Raw genomic sequence first — 22,288 nt, forward strand, 5'->3', positions numbered from 1 at the left:
GTACACAAAGACTATTTTCCAACATACTAACTTTTCATATGTTGCTTGTAATCCCCTAAAATGATAAAATTAAGAAAAGTTTATAAATTAAGAAAGAGGGATTGCATATGCCATTGACACTTGAATTAATTAGTATATACTTTTTCTTCGCGGCATTTCTAGCATTATTTTTTGCTGCATATGCGCTTTCTAAGAGCTCAACTACTTTAGTAAATATTTTCTCAGCTTTATGTGTATCTGTAAGTATTTATCTATTCGGTTATCTACTTGAGCTTAATAGTAGCTCATTGCCACAAATGATATTTTGGAATCAAATTCAATATATAGGTGTCCCTTTTTATCCAGCACTTTGGTTACTGCTATCAATGCTTTATACTAAAACAATTAAAATCCTAAGCAAAGGTATTTTCTTAATGATTTTTACGATACCTATGTTAACATTTATAATAAGATTTACAAATGAAATACATCATTTCTATTATAAATCTTTTAAGCTTAAAGAGCTTTGGGGATTAAAATTTTTATCCTTAGAAAAAGGACCTTGGTATATATTCTATAGTGTCTATCTTATATTTTACTTTGTACTTGCAGTTTTCTTTTATCTCAGGAATTATAGGAAAGCTCCTAATTTTCAGCGTTTAGGGTATAGAATTATGATTTCGGCTTCGTTTTTACCTTTCATTGGCCTAAATCTAATTTTATTAAATCCATTGAATTTTAGTGTTAATTATATAGCATTCGTACTGCCATTTTCTTTATTTCTAGTACTTTTAGCTTTATTTAAATACGATTTTTTAGAATTTAAAACTTTAGCTAGAGATGTTCTTTTTGACAAAAGTGCTGACGCAATGATTTTAATAAATAGTACAAGCAGTATAATAGACTTTAATCCTGCAGCAGCACAGCTTTTCCCTGAGCTCACTGCTTCAGTAAAAGGACGATTTATAGAATCAGTATTAGGAAATTATAAGGGTTTTCTTGATTCATTAAAAAATAAAGATTTAAAAGACTTGCTACTTAATTTTGGTGATGATTATGGATATTTTGAAGTAAAATCAGTTACTATAAAAAATGACTTTGAAAATATAGTTGGATATCTTATAAGTTTAGTGAATGTTACTGAAAGAAAACATGCTCAAGAAGCACTTAATATTCTAGCAACCACTGATTCTCTAACTGGTCTTTATAATAGAAATAGATTTATGCAGCTAGCTAACCTTCAAATGGAAATTTCCCAAAGATACAACAATAAATTTTCTCTTATTATGATTGATGTAGACCATTTCAAGGAAATTAACGACACAAAAGGTCATGCAGCTGGAGATGCTGTTTTAAATCATTTAGGCAGACTTATGAGAGAATATTTTAGAAAAACCGATATAATTGGACGCTTAGGCGGTGAGGAATTTGCAATATTGCTTCCAGATACAAGTCTCATAGATGCACAAAACATAACCGAGGTTTTTAGAAATGTACTTTTAAAACAACCAGCATTCTACGAAGATGAATACATTCATTTTACATTGAGTATGGGAATTTCGGTATATGATAAAAGATTCAGCTGCTTTGACCAAATACTAAAACTTTCAGATGAAGCATTATATCAGTCAAAAGAAAATGGTAGAAATAGATCAACAACAAGAATTCTAAATTAATATTACAAAAGCCGTATCTCTTATATTCATATTTGAGGTGCGGCTTTTTTCTTTATATATTAGCTTAGTCTTATGATTCAATTAACATATCTTATGATATATTTCATTGATTTCATATTGCTTTTTTACACTTTTTTCATTATTTTAATTAAGTTTTGTAGTTTTATGTCGAATATTGATATATAAAGTCTTTTTTCGCTTTGCTTGAATACTATCAATCATACCCATATATATTCTGGTATTCTTATATTGATAAGCATAGCCATGATATATTTTGTTTATAATATTTCATTTTTAATTACTTACTATTATTTTGTGATAGTATTTTAAGTCATTGCCTGCAAAGGATTAACAACAATAAATTCAGGTGAATCAATAATCTTAAAGAGAGGTTTATTATATGTCATTTACACTTGCGTTCCTTAGTATATACTTTTTTCTATCCGCATTACTGGCGGTATTTTTTGCAGCATATGCTATATCAAAGGGAACAACCACGTTAGTAAAAGTTTTCTTTTCCCTTTGCTTGCTTGTTAGTGTTTATTTATTTGGCTATCTTCTGGAACTTAACAGCAGTTCATTACCTCAGATGATGTTTTGGAACCAAATTCAATATATAGGGATACCATTTTATCCAGCATTGTGGCTTTTATTATCTTTAATTTATACAAAAACAATTAAAAACTTTAGCCGAAATACTTTTTTCGCTATTTTTACAGTACCTATTTTGACTTTTTTGATGCAGTTGACAAACCCTATGCATCACTTTTATTATAAGTCACTTATGCTAAAGAAAGCGTTTGGCCTAAATTTTCTTACATTTGATAAAGAACCTTGGTATTTGTTTTACTGTATTTATATAACGCTGTATTTTCTTATAGCTATATCATGTTATATTAAGAGCTATCGAAGAGTTGCAGACTTTGAACGTTCAGGCTATAAGATTATGATTTTAGCTTCTCTACTTCCTTTTATAAGTTTTGAACTGGTTCTAATGAATCCCGGTAACCTGAGTATTAATTATGTAGCCCTAATACTTCCATTTTCTTTTTCTTTAATACTTATAGCTATATTTAAATATGATTTCTTGGCACTTAAAACCTTAGCTAGAGACGTTCTATTTGAGAAAAGTTCTGATGCTATGATTTTGATAGACAATACAAGTCGTCTTATGGATTATAATCCTGCTGCTGCGGAGCTTTTTCAAGAACTTAACAATTCTATGAAAGGCAGAACCATTGAATTCATATTAGGGAATCAAATAGATCTTCTTAAGATATTAAATACCAACGATATTAGTGATATAAAAATTTCTAATGGTGTAAGTTATGGATATTTTGAAGTAAAAACAGTGACTATAAAAAATGATTTTGGTAATATTGTTGGTAGGCTTATAAATCTTATAAATATTACTGAAAGAAAACATGATCAGGAAGCACTAAAAATACTTGCTTCAACTGATGCTCTTACTAGCCTTTATAATAGGAATAGATTTATGCAGCTAGCTAAACTTCAAATGGAATGCGCATTTGATTATAATACAAGTTTTACACTTCTTATGATTGATATAGATCATTTTAAACATATAAACGATACTAATGGTCATGCTGCCGGAGATGCTGTTTTAGCTTATTTAGGTTGTGAGATGAAACAGTATTTTAGAAAAACTGATATAATAGGCCGTTTAGGAGGGGAAGAATTTGCTGTAATACTGCCTTCTACCAGCCTAGATGCAGCTAAAAACATAACTGAATTCTTCTGTGATATGGTTTCTAAAGAACCAATTATTTGCGGAAATAAGCCAATCTATTTTACTTTGAGTATTGGAATTTCAGTTTACGATAGAAGACTTAAGACCTTTGGGGAAGTCTTAAAGCTTGCTGACGAAGCACTTTATGAGTCTAAAAAAAATGGCAGAAATAGAGTAACGGTTAAAGTTTTGAACTAATAAGAAGATCTCTGAGGTGACCTTCTGGAAGTACTGAAATATCTAGGGAGAGCTACTTTTAAATATTTATAGTTTCCAATATAGTAAAAAAGCATTAGCAGACTATATTAATAATATATCTGTTAATGCTTTTGTTATAACTTATTTTATAACTTTATTTTGAAGCTCGTCTAATGTTAATCCTACATTATTCTTAATGGTTTTCTCAAAGTTACTTTGATAATCAACGTCAGGTACCTTATTGTTGTTGGACTGAGCTAAAATATTCTTTAGTATTTCATTTCCTTTAGAATCGAATATGTAGTTTATAGCCAGTACTGATTCAGTGTAAATCTTTTCTATACTATCTCTATCTTTCCACTGGCTTTCCCATTGTCCTAGTGTTGATAAATCCCTTAGAGGGATTATTTTTCCCTTTATTGGCTTTGTTTCTAATTGAAAGTCTTTATTATAAAGCTCATACTCCATATACTGTGCAAAACCTTCATCGAGCCAAGGTGGCAAAGTGCTAGATAAGTTATTCTCCTTTAAGTAAGCTCTTATATAGTAATGAGTATATTCATGAGTTACTGTCCTAAAAAAACTATCTTCACTACCTTCATCAATACCATTTTCACTATTTATCTCTTTAATGGTTTTTAAATTATGAAGGTTTATTACACCATTATTATAAAGTCCAAGAGTATCTGCACTATTAGGTGAGTTACTATATTTATTATATTCTTGCTTATCTTTATAAATTATAATTTTTAAAGGCTCTGAATCTTTAACGTTAATGACAGAATTAAGTTTTTTGTTTAAATCTGGTATCTTATTTACTATTTCTTCAGCCGATTTCTTATCTTCTTCATAATAATATACCTCTATATTATTATACTTTACAACATTCATACCTTTTGTAAGTTCATTCCTAGATTTTGCAGTATTGAGATTGGCATACACCTCTTTTATAAATTGAACCTTTTCCTTATTAGTCAATTCATGCATTCCATTAATTTGTATATAACCAGCCCTAACGCCCATTTGTAGCACACTTACAATTACAAATATACTTATCATAGATAAAAAGAGTATACTTCTATAAATCAGCCTTTTTCTACTATATATCCTAAAAATCTTAAGCTTTCCTCTTATCATACCTATTATAAAAAACAGAATAAATAGTACAATCGATATTACAACTGTATATGTTACTACATTAGTTAAATCATAACTAAAAGGAATAACAAAAAATACAACACCTGCCGAAATTACTGCAAAAACTATTACCCATAATAAATAAGCAAACACTAATTTAAAGAATTTTTTCATATTTCATGTAGCAGTTAACCTCACTGCCTTCCCCCTTTATTTTCTACTTTTTGGTTATCGTTTAAATTTAAGAAAACTTAAATTGGCTTAATGATAAACATAAGAAAAATCCCTTTGAAAGTAATCTCAGCTTTGCTGTTATTGTATACCTCCAAAGGGATTTCAAATTTTCAAATTCACCTATTATCCACACCAAAGCTATCTACCTTCAATTAATGTTTTAGCGTCGTAAAGCATAATATCAGCCTCATGTATCATGTTCTCAAAGGTTGTTTTAACATTTGGTTTATATATAGAGTATCCCATACTTATGGATAATGAATAAGTCTTGTCTGAATATTGATTATATTTATTAAAGTTATGATTAACAAAATCTATAATTACTTTAGCATCTACTTTTGAAGCTTTGTTAACAGCTATGGCTATAAATTCATCTCCACTTATATGTGCTACTATATCATCTTTTCCAAAGGACATTCTTAGAAGATTTGCAGCAGTTCTAATGGCTTCGTCACCTTCTTTATGACCATTAAAATCATTTATTTTCTTTAACCCATTTAAGTCTCCATAAAATAATGTAAATTTCCCACCAGTAATCTGAGCAGCTCTAAAGAGGGATCTGCCTTGTTCATAAAGACCTCTCCTATTTAGAAGTCCTGTTAATTCATCTATATACACAGCTTTATTTTCTTCAACGAGCTTTTCAACCTTTTCAAAGGCATCTGAGAACTTTGCAGCCAGTATATAGGACTGTGAAAATATAAAAATAAATAGACCTATTGGAGTAAGTGATTTAGTGTACATCATACCTGCCTGCAATAATATATCATGAATTACTGCAGTAAGGAACACCAAAAATCCAAGTAAAATTATTATAGCGCCTTTATTCTTATTGATTATATCTTTAACAATAATATACAAAATATAGCTAAATAACAAAACACCCCATATTTCAAAATACAATAAAAAAGTGTCATAAACTTCAATGCTTGTACATATCGTTATTACACTTACAAGTATTGATATAATATTCATTGCTTTTACTACTTTTGCTGAGAATTCATTTTCAAAAATCTCTTTAAAAAACATAACTATAAATGGTAGTGATATATATACTGTAAGATAAGCTAGTTTATTAAATAAAGCAAAAGAAATATTAGGAACGATATCAAATATAATTCTTTCACTAACTATTGCATTTCTTAGTGAAATACATAAACAAAATATACCGAAGTATAACGGAGCTTTATTTTTAGGCCTCCTATAATATAAAGCGAAATGATAGATTCCCATTATAACAAGCGCACCTATTACAAAGGCGTCAGAAGCCACACCGCTCACATATTCCTTCTTTATCTGTTTAGCATCTCCTATATAAATACTTTGAACTTTTCCTACTACATTATTAAAGTTTGACATTTGAATTACAATTTCAACTTCACTTTTATCATTATTAAAAAATGCAATTTGATGCTCAAAGCTTCCTGCCGCACCATACTCATCTTTGCTTACCTGCCCCGAAGAAGCTAATAGTTTGCCGTTAACCCATATCTTTGAAGCGGATAAAATGTATTGAGTCTTTATTCCATAAAGTCTATCATCATTAGGCTTCATCTTAATGGCAAGTCTCATGGTACCATAACCGTATTTAGGAAGTGGTTTATTATATACAGAGGTTTTTACTGTACTTGGAACTTGTAAATAATCATCAGCCTTATTTATACCATTATTAAAATCCTTTGGCTCCAGTAACTGCCCCCAGTATAATTCCCATTGCCCGTCCAACTTAGCTATTCCACTACTATCAAAATCAATATCACTTAAATCTACTTTTCCTTGGAAGGCTCTTGGTATATTATCTTTTTGAACATCACATCCAAATAAAAAAAGTGTTGTGAAAATGAAGAATATAAGAATTAAATTTTGCTTTTTTAAAATTGAAGTATTTTTCTTAAACATCACTCAATGGCCCTTCTTTAAGTTTTCCTGCAATATTCGACTCTATTTCTTTTATTGTTTTGAATTTTACTAAATTTCATATTTTATCTGTATTATTTTTACTATTACATACTGGCTAATATTTGTCAAGAATATTACGGTTTCCCATTAATTAGTTGAACTCGTTAATTAAATAATCATCTTTATTTTGGTTATTAAAATATTTAATAACTATATTCCTGATTTTAATCTACTTACGTAATACTTTTATTATTTGAATAATTTCAACTGTTAAATTAATGCATAAATCAATTATACATTAAAACGCCACAATTTTTAACCATTAATGTATATACTTTGAAAAAGTATTTATTTATATAATATGCAAAGTAAACTTTTTATTAAAAAAAAGATAAGTTCAATTACATATTCTGGATAATATTATGTTTTTTTTATACTTTTCGTAACGTTAAATCTATACATTTTTATATTTTTCTATCAAATACAAAATCTTCTTCGTTATGCTTTGTAATGCTTTGTCTTAATGGACAGTTCCTATACATTTTTTACAACGCCAATATATAGACATTCATTTATTCTAAATGAAATTTTAAAAAACTCTACATAATAAATTATTTTATAATCTATTACGTAGAGTTTTTTATATGAATTATTGTCCTACTACATCAATTAACGGACCATCAATAAGTTGTCCTTTTTTAATAAAAGGTAAAACATTATCACTTGAAAAATCCTTTGGTGCGTAACTATTAGGTGCATATCTTCTTGTTAAAAGTCCCATATGTATAAAAGTGTCTGCAATTAATTCGCTGCAAAAATAACTGTCGTTTATAATCTCCTTGTGAAGAACTCTGGCTTCAAAAAATTCTTTACTTAAGTTAAATTCTGATTCGGGAAAAGTATCCATATGTACTTTTCCAACAAATGTCTTGAGCTTTTCCAACATATCTTCAGTTATTTCACAACCATTGTAACGAATTTGAAATCTATTATCTTTCTTATCTTCAACATCAGTTATAAGTCTCTTCTCCAAATCAACAAGCATTGGTCCAACCTTTGACTCCTTTAGTTCAACATCTGGTAGATTTAATAATATGTTTGATTCCCAAAGTAGTAGTCTGTCGCTTCTAGTTATTCCTATATCCTCCGGTCTTACTACCATTCCCACATGAGACCAGCGACTTCTAGTAATTACTTCATTTAGTTGACTACTTAAAAGCAATCCGTGAAAAAGAATAAGGTCCCCTGTCTTTAACTCATTTTTTACTTCATCATAAAAAACAGTGTTACGTTGCATAAAGTATCCCCCTCTTACATGACTAACTTCTACTAAATATTTGTTTATTCTACAATATTTTTACTATTCCATAAATAATGGTATCTGTCAAGACATTATTTATGTTGTTAGCTTTACCTTATTAATTGCATATTTCCTTCATTCCAAAGGTTTATAACAATAAAATTGCAGAATGACGAAACCATAAGTTTAAGCTCCACTGTGGACCTTATGTCAATTTGTGAAACTATAGAAGTTTATTATATTAAAGATTAAAAATTGATATAAATTAAGAAAATCAAATCTTAAACAAAAAAACCAGACTTAAATTTTTAAGTCTGATTTTTCTTCGTGGGCATTAGCAAATATTTTAGCTATTCTTCGAATTAAATTATAGCTTGTAAACCTTTAAGTTTTAATATCCATTGTTGTAAAAAAAATTATCCTCTCTTGCACATCTTTAGATGAACCACTTCATAATTAAATTTATATTTTCAAATCCTCCTCTTAGAACCCAGAGGAATTTTGAAAATAATTTACGTATTGAAGTGTTTCATCTTTATCAAAGCAATCTAAATACCTGCTCTACAGCATCCATCATATTTTCCTTCGCAGTTTCAAGGTTCATTGCTTCCTCTAAAGTTGTAACTCCTCTTACAATTGGAAAGAACGCATCAATTCCTGCATTATTACATTCCTTGGCTTCTTTAGTAACACTTCCCGCAAAAGCTATAACCTTTTTATTATATTTCTTTGCGAGTTTTGCAAGTCCTACAGGAACTTTCCCCATAGCAGTTTGAAAATCCAACCGACCTTCTCCAGTTATTACATAATCAGCATCAATTATCTCTTTTTCAAGTTCAATGGTCTTTAGTATAAGCTCAATGCCAGGGGTTAAATCTGCATTTAAAAATTCTAAAAACCCGAACCCAAGTCCTCCTGCAGCCCCTGCTCCCTTTACTTCAGAGCATTTCTTTCCTGTGAATTCTTCTGAAACCTTTGCATAATTTCTCATAGCTTCATCTAAATGTTTTTTCATCTGCTCAGTTACGCCTTTTTGAGGACCAAACACAAAGGTAGCACCTTTAGGCCCACATAAAGGATTATTAACATCGCAGGCTACCTGAAACTTACACTCTTTTAGTTGGTTCATTATGTTTTCATCTGAAATACGTGCTATTTTATCTAAGTCCTGTGCCCCTTCTCTAACCTTTTGACCATTCTCATCTAAGAACTCATAACCTAAAGCCATAAGCATACCAATCCCACCATCATTGGTTGCACTACCTCCAATTCCAATAATAAAATGTCGTGATCCTTTTAAAATTGCATGTTTTATCATTTCTCCTAATCCAAGAGTTGTTGCAACCATGGGATTTTTCTCTGAGTCATTAACTAAGGTTATACCTGCCGCTGAAGCCATTTCCATTATTGCAACCTTCTTTTCAGGAAGATAACCATAATAGGTTTCTATAGACTTGCCCATAGGGCCAGTGACTGTAACACTAACTTTTTCTCCTCCGAGGCCTTCCAGTAGTGCATCAGTAGTTCCCTCTCCTCCATCTGCCAGTGGTTTTACTACAATCTCAGCATCTGGTTTTACTCTCAAAATGCCTTCCTTTATAGCGTTTCCTGCTTCCATTGAAGAAAGACTTCCCTTCATAGAATCTATAGCTACTACAACTTTCATAAATTGCCTCCAATTGCTGTTTATTAAATTTAAGTATACAGTTTAAACTTATTGTTTATCTTTTTTAACAACTTTAATATCTAATTATATTACTTCGTTTTTTTATGAACGTTACTAATTTACCTTTTTGTCTTTTGATACGTTGGACATCCCAAAAGTTATCGGAATTATAATAGTTGAAAGTAATATTCCCCTCAAAACAGTGTTAAAGTTACCAGTAATATTAACTCTGTCTATGATTATACAACCAACCATATATATTACAAAGGATATTATAAAGGCAATGACCTTTCTTGTATTGTTTTTGCTAAACCATTTTTTCCAGTTCAATTTAGATCCCAAAAAAACAAGTATGCAGCATGAAATAATATACGAAAATGAAAATATTATTACAGTACTCACAATATTCCCTCACTTCTTTATAACTTTAATATTATGCTCTTCCATATTATAAATTGTAAATTTTTCCTTTACAAGTTTTTTATATAAAATCTCTTAGAAATTATCTGTACTGGTTCCATCATAAACAAAAACGTTAAATAAGCCAATTAGAGTAGAAAACTGCTACCCTAATTGGCTGTTATTATTTTTACTGATGGATATACATATCATAGTATTCAGTGCAATAGTAAATTCACTTACTTATTAGTTATCAATACTCCAGTACGCTTACCTAATCTTAAGCTCTTTGAATCGTCTAACATAAAATCATCAAATTCATCCTGTGTTTCAAATGCTAATTGCACTTCAAAGCATTTACATATTTCAGCTAATGAGTTATTTACAGCATCGTAATTGTTTTCAAGTATTGCTGTGTGCATATTGGTAAATCCGTTCATTATTTGCTGCTGCTGCTGAAGATGTACTTGTTTTAGATTTTGTTCAAGAGCTAAGCGTGATTCATGGATTTCATCTGCTAATTTAGAATATAATGCATCCATTCTTCTTGCTTTCTCTGGATCAAAGGAATGAGAAGCTATATAATTCTTCACAACATTATAAAGCTCAGTTCCTAACATGTAGCCCACCATATTTCCAACTATTTCACCTGTTAGTGCACCAACTTTGCCACCTATTGCAGCTCCTGCAACTGTACCTGCTCCAGGTATAATTGAACCTAATATACCACCAATTAAAGCACCAGCCGCCGCTCCACCAAGAGCCCCTTGAGCGCCCAATACAAAAGATGCTGCAAGACCTGTCCCTTTTTCTCCTAGCTCAATTACTAATTCTGTTTCGTTTATATCTCCGTCTAAATAACTTTTTAAAGAGCTTCCAGCTTCAGTTATAACAACAATGGCTTTTCCTGGTCCTCCTGATGCAGTAAACTTTTTAAGGCCCTCTGCTAATAATTTGTTAGTAGTTTTCTGAGCAACTTGAGTTGCGGTACTCTCTACAATCCTTGTTGCCACACCAGTACCAAAAGATCTAGCTCCAGCCTTGACTGAATCCATTCCAACTTCTATAACAGCTTCTTTTATATCCGATTCTCCTGAGGCTACCTTCTTTATATTTCTTACTGAAGAAATTGCTGCTTCAAATTTTGCTCCATCCACAGCAGCTTTTCCACCAACTTTAGCTACATTTTTAATAGTCTTTCCTGTAAGAACAGTGTTTACTGCAATATTAGCTTTAATCTCTTCAGTTTTCATTTTACTTTTTTGAGTTTTAGAAATATTCCCTTTGTTATCTTTAGCATATTGACTATTACTTTTTGATCCTTTGCCACGATTAGTTTTAGCATTGATAACCTTATAATTCTGCTTTATATTTGCAGCTTCTTTAATATCATCAACTGACAGAAACGGATTGTACTGTGCTTTTTTATACACTGTTTCAAGAGGAACAGTATGATCTACATCTGCAATATGCTTCGTATAGTTTTTGTCACCGTATTTAGCTTTTGCGGCACTTTTATCAGAATGAAGCTTAGCTCCTGTGTAAACATCATCTGTGGTTTTCTTTCCATCGAAGGTTTGATCCTTATACTTATTTCTTTTATTTACATTATCTATTTTACTTCTTACATTTTTATTATAATCACCTTTTATTTCAGCTTTAGGAGTTGTTTCACCAACCTTTTTACCGATTATGACTCTTTCGGCACCTTCTTCTTTTTCTCTCTCATTCTCCTCCATGGATATTACGCTCCTTGTTGTTTTAATTCCTGTACTCCATCTATGTACTTTTTAAATTGTGGGTTAATATTGCCTTGATTATCAAATATTTCGGTATTTGCAATATCATTTAATGCCATTGCAAAGTTACAGCCCATACGAATCTTCTGTCTTTGTTCTAAAGAATAAGTTTTATAATCAGTACCTGCTTCATCGATGATCTTTGTAACCTGTTTGACTGATAAATCAGTAAGCATTTTTAATGAAGAGATAGTATCATACGCTGTTTTACAATACTGAGTAAGACTGTCTATTTGTAAGCACTTCTTTTCAGCAGTTTCGCAGGCAGCTCTTAGTTTAGAGCGCTCAGCTTTTGCTTCATCTATCTTATATGAAAGCTTCATACTTTTAATAAATCCACCTGCAAACATGATTCCACCACCCGCTACTCCAAATAGTAACGATGTTACAACAGATGTGGATGTTTTACTCCAAAGCTCACTTTTATAAGAAGAATTATCGTTAAACTCTAATATATTTTGCCTAAATTTTGTAATGTCTGTTTGAACTGTGGTATCTTTTTCAAACTCTACATTCTTTAACTGCGAAAAAACTTCTGAAAACTTAGTTAAAGTTGTATTATATATTCTTTGTCTCTGAACAGATAATGTATTTATTCTTGATTCAAAGTTATCTTTTGAACGTATTATCCTAACATTTGTCTCTTCCTTCATTTTTTCCATTGAACGATTTATGCTGTTTAATTCAGCTTCATAATCATTTGCTACTTCCTGTGCTGCGTGTCCAACTATTCCTGTAGCAGCTACTGCAAGTCCTGCTATTATAAAAGGTAATGGCATTCTAATAATCCTCCTTTAGCTTTTTACATGCATTTATATTTAGTTCTATATATTCATCAAATTTTAGTGTATCTTCGAAATGCTTATACGATGCTATGATGTTGCATTTTCCAGGTCTCCTATCATATATGGTACATAGATTAGTTTCTGTATCTAAGTGGTTACAGATGCCTGATCCATCATGCAGATCTTCATATACAGGAGACTTATCTAAGTTTCTACAACACAATCCACATTTATCGCAAGGAAACTTTTCATTACTCATTTACAACTGCGCTAATTTTTTTATAAACTAAATTTAATTCATTTACACATGTCTCTAATTCCTTTTGAGTATCATCACTAATCTCAAATTTAGCCTTAATTTCATCCATGATTTCCTTCTCTTTTTTGTCATAATCCCCATCACAGAAGGCCAATGCATATAATTCCATGTATACCTTACGTTTCTTGTCTGTAGTCATTCCAGCTAAAGTATGTTTTGCTTCATTTACTTCAATTTTTAAATCTCTAATATCATCTTCAATTAAATTCATTTCAATTTTATAGCTGTTTAATAAATCCTCTTCAGATTTTTCAATTTTATCATCAGATTCAATAATCTCTTTTGCCACAACCATGAAAGCTTCTTTTTCCTTTATTATTAATTCGCTTAAAAACATGTGTTTATCCCCCGTTCTTCGTTTGAATTCTTTTTATCAATTCTGATTATACATAATTCTGTACAACTTTCTATATTTTCTACAAAACTAGCCATTTTTCGCTATATAAAAGTTTCAAACTATATAAAATAAATTTCACAAGATTAAGATTTATGAATTATTTAAATTTTAGCAGACAACTTAAATTCACGTTGATTTTTTATACTAATCATCATTTACGAGTAAATCATTTAAGTTAATTTTCCTTAATTTATTATCACTTAAATTTAATTAATTGATATTTTTAACACCTCAAACAACATTTAGGAATATTGATAAAGTGTAGAACATACAAATAATAGTTTTAGGAGATATTTATGTACAATAAAACTTTAAAATTTTATAGTGAAGATTCAAATTTATCAGTGCAATATATTAAAAACATATTACCTCTGCTTGGCAATTTAAAAGAATTTGAAATATTTAGATATGAAAAAGATTCTCCATACAAGTCAGCTGAAGAAAATAAAATTTACACTCTAATATTAAAAGATGATAGGGATAATGAGGTATGGCTAGGTAATGCATGTAGTTGGTATGAAGGATCTGGTCCACTTGCCTCAATAAAGATTTTAAAAATATTCGGTGTTTATAATCATTTCGATATAACGAAAAAGGACCATGTTAAAGTTGTTAATCCGAAAATTATTCATAAGTTTAATATATTAGTAGACACCATATCGCAAGAAACTAAAAGGAATGTTCAGCATTTTTGGATAGCAACAAGCTTTAAATATCCTTATGAGCTATTGAAAGTTAAAGAAGCCCTATCCTATATGGGGTTATGGTGTTGTGTTAAACAAAAGAAACTATCTATTCCGAAAACTTTAAAGAAATATGAGCAAAAAAAGGATTGGGATGAATTTTTCATAAATACTGAATATGTTTTAAACCTACACTATGAAGAGAATGATCTTCCTGCATTGAAAAAAATCATTATAGATATTATTGTGAAAAACAATGGTTATTACGAGATTATAGATTTGTAAATAGTCGCTTGTTAATACAATAGAAAGAAAGCCATGGGGAATATAAGCTTTCTCTATTTACCCATGACTTTCGTATCATTTAGGATTTCTATTCATTATATTGCAGTACCAACAATATTTAGTTTTCTTTGTTTGAATATCATAAAAACTTAAATATTCTTTTGCAATTCAACTGAAATCATTTATTGCTTTGAATTTGCATACATATCGGTTGCTATACATAGGTAATAAGATAATCCTACCTGCTGACCTTCAAGCATATTTCTATGAAAATCGTCTTCTAAAAAGAATTTTGTCTGTGCTGCAAGTGCCTTTGAATCAATATTGTGACCATGATTATTTAAAAACAAGATATGATTATTCAATAATTGTATCACCTTTTCATCATTGACCTTTAATCCACTTTTAAGTGCATCACTCATGCTTACAATGAACTGCTGTGCTTCCATGGCTTGTTCATTCATCTGAGGTACATCAGCTTCCTGTACCTCTGGTAAATCATAGCCATATTTATCTTTAATATATTCGCTCTGTTCAGAAAGTGCATCCTTCCATTGATCTTTGTTAAATCCCTTAAACATATCCGTTGTATTCATAATTTCTCCTTCCTTACTGAGGACGATTGATTCATTTATAGTCTTTAACAAACACTCAAGTCTCTGCTTGCGCGCAAGTAGCAGTTCCTGTTGTTTAGTTAAACAGTTTAAACGACTTGGTTCATCCTCCAATGCCTTTTTGATATCTTCGAGAGAGAAATCTAGCTCACGATAAAATAATATCTGTTGCAAAACTTCAAGTTCTTTTGTCCCATAGAGACGATAGCCGGCATCAGTTATCTCGCAGGGCTGTAGTAATCCTATTTTGTGATAATGGTGGAGCGCTTTTATAGTTACTCCAGTTAATTCTGCAACTTCTTTTACTGTATATAGCATAATTACTCCCCTCGTTAATAATCTTAAGGTCTCCTCTAAGGTCAGAGTCAATAGTTTTAAATCTATTTTATCATATATTTTCATAAATATATTTTATACAAAGATGTACTACTCCAATTTTAAATATTCTTTTAATTAAATGTACTAAAGTGTGGAACTAGACATATTTATATATTTATCTAACAATTCATATATCCATGAATTCAGTTCAGTAAAGCAATACCCTAAATTGCTTGCACGACTCACGTCAAGACTAAATGATTCTTGTCCATTATATGAGCCTTCTAATCCATAAGATGAATATATTGCTTTTATTTTTGTTTTATGTTCTACATAATCAATTATTTGCTTCAAAGAAATTGTACCAATACTATTACCATTAATAGGGCCAACAAACTTTTGCTCTGCTATCCATGTTAAAAACTCTCCTGCTTCCGCTGAATTTATAAATCCAATCTGCTCATTTAGATTATCTAAATTCATTGGATTTCCTTTGATAATTTGTTCAACATAAAAATAAAGTCTCTCAGTATAATCGTCTTCTCCAATTACATATGGAAGTCGAACAGCCACAGATTGAAACTTAGGATATTCTTGAAACAACGCACTTTCTGCTTGACGTTTTACTTCAGCGTATGGATACTCTTCCCTTGAACACCATTTAAGATTATGTGAATCAGGTTCAAACTCATCTTCCAATGTTGATAGATGCTGATTTTCATAAACCGAAGCAGAAGACGTCATTACATACCTTCCACATTTCAGCGAATCCAGCAATGCCTTCACATCATTTGAACAATATGCAATATTATCACAAACAACATCATAATAGTGTTTACCAATAGTTTCTCTTAAACTATTTGGGTTAGTTCGTTCAATAATTATTCTCTCAACTTTATCCCCAAAATCATCTTTTGCTTTACCTCTAGTAGCAATTGTCACTTCATGGCCTTTACTTAATAATGAATTAACTAAATGTTTACCAAAAAAGCGAGTACCGCCTAATACTAATACTTTCATACTTTACTCCCCCAATTATATGATCTTTTTATCATTGAGATTTAACCAAGAAATAAACATCCATTTTGCCAATCTTATATTACAAAGCTTCTAAGCATTTTTTAGTTTCATAGGTTTTGGAAGAAGAAAACATACAATGGATGCCAATATACAGAAAACTATAGCTGCATAAATTGAAACCTCATATCCTCCAGATACATCATATAAAAGCCCTGGAACATAAGCCCCTAAGGCCGAGCCAATTTGATGACTGAGAAATACCCATCCTAATATAAGGCCTATAGAATAATTTTTAAAGTATCTTGTTGCAAGCAATTGAGTAGGTGCTACCGTAGCAAAATCCACTAATCCAAACACTACCGCAAAAACTAATAGCATAAATGGTTTATGACTATGTATTAAAATTATCAGCGATAAAGCACGTACAGCATATAACACACCAAGCATAATCCTATTATCTAATTTATCTGCAAGTATCCCAGATAATAAAATACCTAAAATATTAAATCCTGCCAAAAGACTAACTGCTGCGCCAGTTACCTCATTTGAAAATCCACAATCATGAGACAATGGAATAAGATGAGTATCCATCAAGCCTGTTGTGGTTATGCCACAAACGAAAAACTGGAAAAGCAAAAACCAGAACTGTCTATATTTTGCTACCTCCCAAAAAGATACCTTAGTTTCATTTGTTACTTCATCATCTTTTATTTCTATATCATTCTCAGCTTCTCCTATTGCCTTAAGCCCTTTTTCTGAAGGATGATCTTTTAAAAACTTAAGTAATATAGGAAATACAATGAGTATAAGAAATCCCCCTGTATAAACTACAGTATTTCTCCAACCAGAATTATTAATCAAAGCTAGACTAGCAGGAACTATAAGCATCTGTCCTGCTCCTCCACCAGCTTCCATAATGCCGAATGCCAGTCCCCTTTTCGCATTAAACCAATCTGATATTATGACTGTTGTGGCTACGTTGGATAACCCTCCAAATCCAATGGATGCCAAAATACCATATAGTATAAATACTTGCCAAGCTTCAGTTGCAAAGTGTATTAATAAGATATTAATTCCTATAAAAAAAGCACTGAAAGACATAACTTTGCGAACACCGAATTTATCAATTATTTTACCAAATATAGGTTGAGAGATACCGTAAATCACAAAGCTTAAGGTAGAAATCAATGATATGGTACCACGATCTAAAGAAAAGCTCTTCTCAAAGGGCTGTATGAATGCTCCAAAAGAAAGTCTTACACCTTGTGCTGCTAATAGTCCCAAAAAAGATAGAAAAAGAATAACCCAAGCATAATGAATATTATTTTTATATTTCATATTACCTCCACTGAGCAGTCTGAAATGCTTCAAATATTACAACGTTTTTAATAATCGCCGATCACAGTATCAAAATTAAATCTATGTTTAAGAGTATAATGTACATATATAAATTTGTAAAATTGAATTTTTTGAATTGATAATTCAAAATTTCAGATAAGTCCTTGCATTTACGGAAACTTAATTTAGCTCCTTAACTTGAAGTTAAAGTTATACTCACAGTTATAGCTTAATATTAAGAAAAGTACTAATTGAAGTTTTATTATACCTCAATTAGTACCTTCATCAACTTTTCTTTTACACAATAAATACTGTTAATCAAGTACTATAATCATGATACATTTATTACAATAACGCTTTTAATTCAATACATTTCTTATACAAAGGGTCAAATTCGCAACCGCAACTTCCACATTCTTTGTCTGCTTGTTCTACTGCTTTGATTAAGTCTATTTTATCTCCATTTCCATCAAGATATGCTTTTGAAGGAATAGCAATTAAGTCCCATCCTGATTCTACGAATTTTTCTAAAATGCTTTTTAATTCTTCCATAATAAATCTCCTTTCATTATAATTACTTCATTGACTCACTCATAATTAGGAATCTCACATAAGAAGATACCACCACAACGAGTAGTATCATGTTCCTCAACTAAACAATCCTACTGCTACCTTCCATATCTTACTCTATAGAGCTTGTTCAATATATTATTTGGGGCTTCCATTCTTATTAAATAGCTTTCTTAAATGAAGTTCTGTAAATAGGCTAGCTATTAACAGAACAGCAATATTAATATAAAAAGCAATCGATACATTGCTTGCATTACTATAATTTATAATGAAACCTAAAAGAATTGATAGTAAACTTCCAACAATAATAAAATTAGAAACATATCTATTTCCTTCATTCCAAGTAGTCAAATTCTGCATTGAAAGCTTCGATTTATATCCAAATCCAGTAATTTGCTTTTGTTTTACAAATCTTAATATTAGAAAAAAGATTAATATTACCCCACACATTAATATATAGTTCATAAAAATTACTCCTGCCTCCCACAAATCTTTTTAATACATAAAACTTCAATATTATGTGCTGCTTTTTAGTTCATCCCATGCTTGCTTATATTTTCTTGTACGCTTAATTATATCTTCATCAGTTATATCCTTAATTCTTCTAAAGTCCATATTATGCTCAAGATCCGCTAATTTCACCTTGATTGCTAAAGGTTTTGTTTTAATTCTATCAATATAATCAAAATAGTCTTCAGATTCTCTTCTAGTTAAACAATCTAAGACATTTACAATCTCGTCTGAAAATCCCATATTTCTAAGATCCTCAAAAGTTGTATCTGTATCTTCAACTACATCATGTAAAATTGCCACTATTTTTTCTATTTCATTTTCCATCTTACTCATCACATATATTGGATGTAATATGTATGGCATCCCACCCTTATCGGTTTGACCTTTATGCTTATCTACTGCTAGGCATATTGCTTTTTCTAAATAACTAATTTTAATCACCTTTTTCTTAGTTTTTATAATCACTGCTACTGGGTTACTAGCTTAATTTTTAATTCGTACATGCTAAAAGTTATAGGTGTATGATTTTCAAACACGTATAAATTAATTTCCAACATAGGTACCCTTTATAGATTGATAATTCTATATCTAAACTTGTATTTTTAAAGACTATGGTCAGAACTTAGTACAGTCTTAAAAATAGTGTTAAGTTTAGAGATAGCCCTACTTAACTAGACTTATATTAATATAATAGACATAAAAATTATACATTAATCTTTTGCCCAATATTTCAATGTATGTTAAGCTTAAACTTTCTTTGTCATATAACCTTTTTCTGCTAAGCTAACAAATCCTAATTTATCATAAAAAACTTCTGCATTATTACCTACAGTAACATTTAACCTTATTGCAGAATATTTTTGGGATAATAAGTTCAATGTTCTTTGTAGCATCTTTGCTCCTATCCCTTTGCGTTGAAATTCTGGATGTACTACAAAATCAAGTATATATGGTAATCCATTAACATATCCAACCATACATGCTCCAACAAATTGGTTTGAAATTGTATCAAAAATCAATGTAGACCAATCATTAGTAATATTCATTGCTTTAATATGATTAAAATACGATTGAACATTTAAAAGTTGAAAATCATATGATTGAGATGATATATACTGAAACTTATTATTACCATAAGAATCAAAATATAGTTTCGCCATAGCTTCAACATGCTCAATTTCAGGGGCTACTATCTTATATCGATCTTCCCAAATCACATTAAATTCATCAGTAGCACACACCATAAGTTTATCAATTCTATTCAATTGAAAACCCGCATTAATATAAGAGTCTATTACTCTTAAATCAGCATCTGGAATTATAATTTCCTCAGTTTCATCAGATATTGTATTAACATGTAAAGTTAATACCTCAATTAATTTGCTAATATCATCAAATGGAGGTATAACAAATATACATTTAAGAATATTGGTTTTAATAAGTGCCCCACCTATCCTTTTACCTTCTTTTTCTATCCAGTAACAAATATCTAAGTTTTTATACCGATCAATATCACTTTGAAAGCTTAATGACATCCATTCATTAAAGTTACTCAATCTATAAATAGCATGATATTTAGCCCATTGTTCTGAGTTGGCCTTATAAATTCTATATTCATTTAAATTTTCCAAAAGCTTAGCTCCTTTATATTAATTAATTCGTTTCTAATAATTTTGCATTAATCATGCAAGACATCTTATAATACAATTAATGTAATCATTACACTTCCTTCTCAAAAATCAACTCATAATGTGTTGCAGAGCCGTATATACCTGTTGGAGGAGTTAAAATTTGCACTAACCTCCATCCTGCTTTTGCGTATTGCTCAATTATGGCATGATGATCCTGCTTTGGTTTTAATTCCTTTAGTGAGAATTTTTTCAACTCTATCCTTACAAATTCATATTTATACATCTAACACCTCATTTACACCGTCAATTTCTGATCTTAGTGTTTTAAAATATTCATCCATAAATTCCAGTCTTTTTTCACCGATTTCTTTTGCAGTTTTTGTATATAATTTATTAGGGATTTTCTTGAATTTTATTTCATATTCGATAAAAGGTGTGTGTTTTGATACTTCTTTTATTCTTCCATTTTCAACGGTATTTGATTTCAGATAATGGTTTAGATCTGTGTTTGTTGTTAATCTCTGTCCAAATTGTCCTGCTAACATAAAGGAACGAGCAATGCCAGTTGCTCCTATAATATCAAGTTTGTCTGAGTCGAAAAGTATTTTTGCCTCTATTGTTTTAGGTTCATTTCCTGTCCTAAATCTATGAGCACTGATGCAATGTTTTATCTTATCAATCTTTTCTTCTTCATATCCTAATTGTTTTAATATATCTTCGGCAATGTAACAGCCTAAGACAGCATGATCAATTTGTCCAGTGTTATCTTGGCTTTCTTCCACTCTTGCAATATCGTGCAATAATGCTGCTGGGATGAGAATTTCTAAATCTACATTTTGCTCATTCTTTGCAATCAATAAGCAAAGATTATAAACCCTAAGTACATGATCTAAATTATGGGCTGAGCAGGTTAATCTTTCCTTAACAATTTCTAAAATCTTTTTATGGTTCATTTCAATATCCATATATTCCTCCACTAGTTACAAAATACTTGTATTTTCCAAATCATCTTATCATATTTCATAGTAGTTTTTTTAATATTCTTCTGATTAATATGCACCCTTAATCACATAATATGAATTTTAGTATATCAGTCAAATTATCAGTATCAACTGCATGTCTTGCACTCAGCTTTACTTCTTCAGAAGCATTTATTGCTATAGATTTTCCGCAGTATTTAAAAATAGGTATATCTGTTGAACCATCACCAACAGCAATGCATTCCTCAGGTTTTATATTGTTATTTTCACAAAAATGTTGTAAACACTGTATTTTTTGTTCTGCTCCAATATAATCAAGAATCTTTCCTGTAAATACGCCTTCAATCACTTCATAATTACTACCATAATAAGAATCAAAGCCCCAAATATCACATGCAGCTTTTGCTACTTGTTTTGGTCCTACAGTAACCACAATGCACTTAATATTTTTTTCATGTATTATTTCAACTACTTTTTTTATATTTTTCAATGGTTTCGTTCTCTCCAAAAAAGACTGAGAAATTTTATACTCTTCAAGACCTAAAAGTAGTTCTGCCCTAAGATAATCTGCTGCTTTGTAGTCAAGTAGCCCCTTTTCCTCTTGTTCTTGGATAAAAGAGTGCTCTCTTTCTCTACCATTCAAAATGCACGGTAACATAACTTAATGAATTTCTCTAATTAAAGTATCATCTAGATCAAAACAAATGAGTTTAAACCGCTCCATTCCTATACTCCTTATCCTAATTTAATAATCTGACATTCTTAACATATTGCAAATATGTTGCAACTTAGTCATAC

At 30.4% G+C, this 22,288-nt stretch carries 22 protein-coding genes; 3 read left to right on the forward strand and 19 right to left on the reverse strand.

Translation table 11 applies throughout. From position 1 onward, the window contains the following. Positions 1 to 107 precede the first annotated feature (107 nt). Both bsdtw1_RS11385 and bsdtw1_RS11390 read left to right on the forward strand, forming a co-directional pair. Positions 108 to 1,655, forward strand: a complete 1,548-nt coding sequence (locus bsdtw1_RS11385) for a histidine kinase N-terminal 7TM domain-containing diguanylate cyclase (protein ID WP_183277685.1) — start codon at positions 108 to 110, stop codon at positions 1,653 to 1,655. 400 nt (positions 1,656 to 2,055) lie between these two features. Then, positions 2,056 to 3,603, forward strand: a complete 1,548-nt coding sequence (locus bsdtw1_RS11390) for a histidine kinase N-terminal 7TM domain-containing diguanylate cyclase (protein WP_183277686.1) — start codon at positions 2,056 to 2,058, stop codon at positions 3,601 to 3,603. Positions 3,604 to 3,744: 141 nt separating this feature from the next. Here the strand turns inward: bsdtw1_RS11390 and bsdtw1_RS11395 are convergent, their stop codons facing one another. From bsdtw1_RS11395 to bsdtw1_RS11435, 9 genes are all read right to left on the reverse strand, one after another. Beyond that, complete coding sequence (locus tag bsdtw1_RS11395) at positions 3,745 to 4,914, reverse strand: collagenase (RefSeq protein WP_183277687.1); 1,170 nt, start codon at positions 4,912 to 4,914, stop codon at positions 3,745 to 3,747. Positions 4,915 to 5,112: 198 nt separating this feature from the next. After that, the gene (locus bsdtw1_RS11400; protein WP_244638222.1) at positions 5,113 to 6,873 is read right to left on the reverse strand and encodes a diguanylate cyclase; all 1,761 of its coding nucleotides are present in this window, start codon (positions 6,871 to 6,873) and stop codon (positions 5,113 to 5,115) included. 649 nt (positions 6,874 to 7,522) lie between these two features. Further along, positions 7,523 to 8,170 (reverse strand): hypothetical protein, encoded by a 648-nt coding sequence (locus tag bsdtw1_RS11405; RefSeq protein ID WP_183277689.1) that lies wholly within the window; start codon positions 8,168 to 8,170, stop codon positions 7,523 to 7,525. A 541-nt stretch (positions 8,171 to 8,711) separates the two neighbouring features. After that, positions 8,712 to 9,839: a glycerate kinase family protein gene (locus tag bsdtw1_RS11410; RefSeq protein ID WP_183277690.1), complete on the reverse strand. Its 1,128-nt coding sequence runs from the start codon at positions 9,837 to 9,839 to the stop codon at positions 8,712 to 8,714. A gap of 114 nt (positions 9,840 to 9,953) precedes the next feature. Beyond that, positions 9,954 to 10,241: a hypothetical protein gene (locus tag bsdtw1_RS11415; protein WP_183277691.1), complete on the reverse strand. Its 288-nt coding sequence runs from the start codon at positions 10,239 to 10,241 to the stop codon at positions 9,954 to 9,956. Between the two features lie 236 nt (positions 10,242 to 10,477). Further along, positions 10,478 to 11,977, reverse strand: a complete 1,500-nt coding sequence (locus tag bsdtw1_RS11420; RefSeq protein ID WP_183277692.1) for a hypothetical protein — start codon at positions 11,975 to 11,977, stop codon at positions 10,478 to 10,480. 5 nt (positions 11,978 to 11,982) lie between these two features. Further along, complete coding sequence (locus bsdtw1_RS11425) at positions 11,983 to 12,816, reverse strand: hypothetical protein (protein ID WP_183277693.1); 834 nt, start codon at positions 12,814 to 12,816, stop codon at positions 11,983 to 11,985. 1 nt (position 12,817) lies between these two features. Beyond that, on the reverse strand, positions 12,818 to 13,081 hold the full coding sequence (locus tag bsdtw1_RS11430; protein WP_183277694.1) for a YkgJ family cysteine cluster protein: 264 nt from the start codon (positions 13,079 to 13,081) through the stop codon (positions 12,818 to 12,820). Then, a complete protein-coding gene (locus bsdtw1_RS11435; protein ID WP_183277695.1) occupies positions 13,074 to 13,478 on the reverse strand; it encodes a hypothetical protein in 405 nt (134 codons plus the stop codon). The genes bsdtw1_RS11430 and bsdtw1_RS11435 overlap by 8 nt, the downstream gene beginning before the upstream one ends. A gap of 356 nt (positions 13,479 to 13,834) precedes the next feature. On the opposite strand from bsdtw1_RS11435, the gene bsdtw1_RS11440 reads away from it, so the two are divergent. Further along, positions 13,835 to 14,506, forward strand: a complete 672-nt coding sequence (locus tag bsdtw1_RS11440) for a hypothetical protein (protein ID WP_183277696.1) — start codon at positions 13,835 to 13,837, stop codon at positions 14,504 to 14,506. 182 nt (positions 14,507 to 14,688) lie between these two features. On the opposite strand, the gene bsdtw1_RS11445 is transcribed toward bsdtw1_RS11440, so the two are convergent. The 10 genes from bsdtw1_RS11445 to bsdtw1_RS11490 form a co-directional block, all read right to left on the reverse strand. Beyond that, positions 14,689 to 15,438, reverse strand: coding sequence for a MerR family transcriptional regulator (locus bsdtw1_RS11445; protein ID WP_183277697.1), 750 nt, complete (start codon positions 15,436 to 15,438; stop codon positions 14,689 to 14,691). Positions 15,439 to 15,582: 144 nt separating this feature from the next. Then, on the reverse strand, positions 15,583 to 16,458 hold the full coding sequence (locus bsdtw1_RS11450; protein WP_183277698.1) for an NAD-dependent epimerase/dehydratase family protein: 876 nt from the start codon (positions 16,456 to 16,458) through the stop codon (positions 15,583 to 15,585). Between the two features lie 90 nt (positions 16,459 to 16,548). Next, complete coding sequence (locus bsdtw1_RS11455; protein ID WP_183277699.1) at positions 16,549 to 17,796, reverse strand: MFS transporter; 1,248 nt, start codon at positions 17,794 to 17,796, stop codon at positions 16,549 to 16,551. Positions 17,797 to 18,141: 345 nt separating this feature from the next. Continuing rightward, positions 18,142 to 18,348, reverse strand: a complete 207-nt coding sequence (locus tag bsdtw1_RS11460; RefSeq protein WP_183277700.1) for a hypothetical protein — start codon at positions 18,346 to 18,348, stop codon at positions 18,142 to 18,144. A 156-nt stretch (positions 18,349 to 18,504) separates the two neighbouring features. Then, on the reverse strand, positions 18,505 to 18,831 hold the full coding sequence (locus tag bsdtw1_RS11465) for an SdpI family protein (RefSeq protein ID WP_183277701.1): 327 nt from the start codon (positions 18,829 to 18,831) through the stop codon (positions 18,505 to 18,507). Between the two features lie 51 nt (positions 18,832 to 18,882). Beyond that, positions 18,883 to 19,320 carry a GTP pyrophosphokinase gene (locus bsdtw1_RS11470; RefSeq protein WP_244638155.1) on the reverse strand — a complete coding sequence of 146 codons (438 nt, stop codon included), beginning with the start codon at positions 19,318 to 19,320 and terminating at the stop codon, positions 18,883 to 18,885. 305 nt (positions 19,321 to 19,625) lie between these two features. After that, positions 19,626 to 20,510, reverse strand: coding sequence for a GNAT family N-acetyltransferase (locus bsdtw1_RS11475; RefSeq protein WP_183277702.1), 885 nt, complete (start codon positions 20,508 to 20,510; stop codon positions 19,626 to 19,628). Positions 20,511 to 20,598: 88 nt separating this feature from the next. Beyond that, the gene (locus bsdtw1_RS11480) at positions 20,599 to 20,793 is read right to left on the reverse strand and encodes a DUF4177 domain-containing protein (RefSeq protein ID WP_183277703.1); all 195 of its coding nucleotides are present in this window, start codon (positions 20,791 to 20,793) and stop codon (positions 20,599 to 20,601) included. Then, positions 20,786 to 21,475 (reverse strand): HD domain-containing protein, encoded by a 690-nt coding sequence (locus bsdtw1_RS11485; protein WP_183277704.1) that lies wholly within the window; start codon positions 21,473 to 21,475, stop codon positions 20,786 to 20,788. Before bsdtw1_RS11485 ends, bsdtw1_RS11480 begins: the two co-directional genes overlap by 8 nt. Before the next feature lie 97 nt (positions 21,476 to 21,572). Further along, positions 21,573 to 22,148: an HAD family hydrolase gene (locus bsdtw1_RS11490; RefSeq protein ID WP_244638156.1), complete on the reverse strand. Its 576-nt coding sequence runs from the start codon at positions 22,146 to 22,148 to the stop codon at positions 21,573 to 21,575. Positions 22,149 to 22,288: the final 140 nt, after the last annotated feature.

The organism is Clostridium fungisolvens (assembly GCF_014193895.1).
Lineage (GTDB): Bacteria > Bacillota > Clostridia > Clostridiales > Clostridiaceae > Clostridium_AR > Clostridium_AR fungisolvens.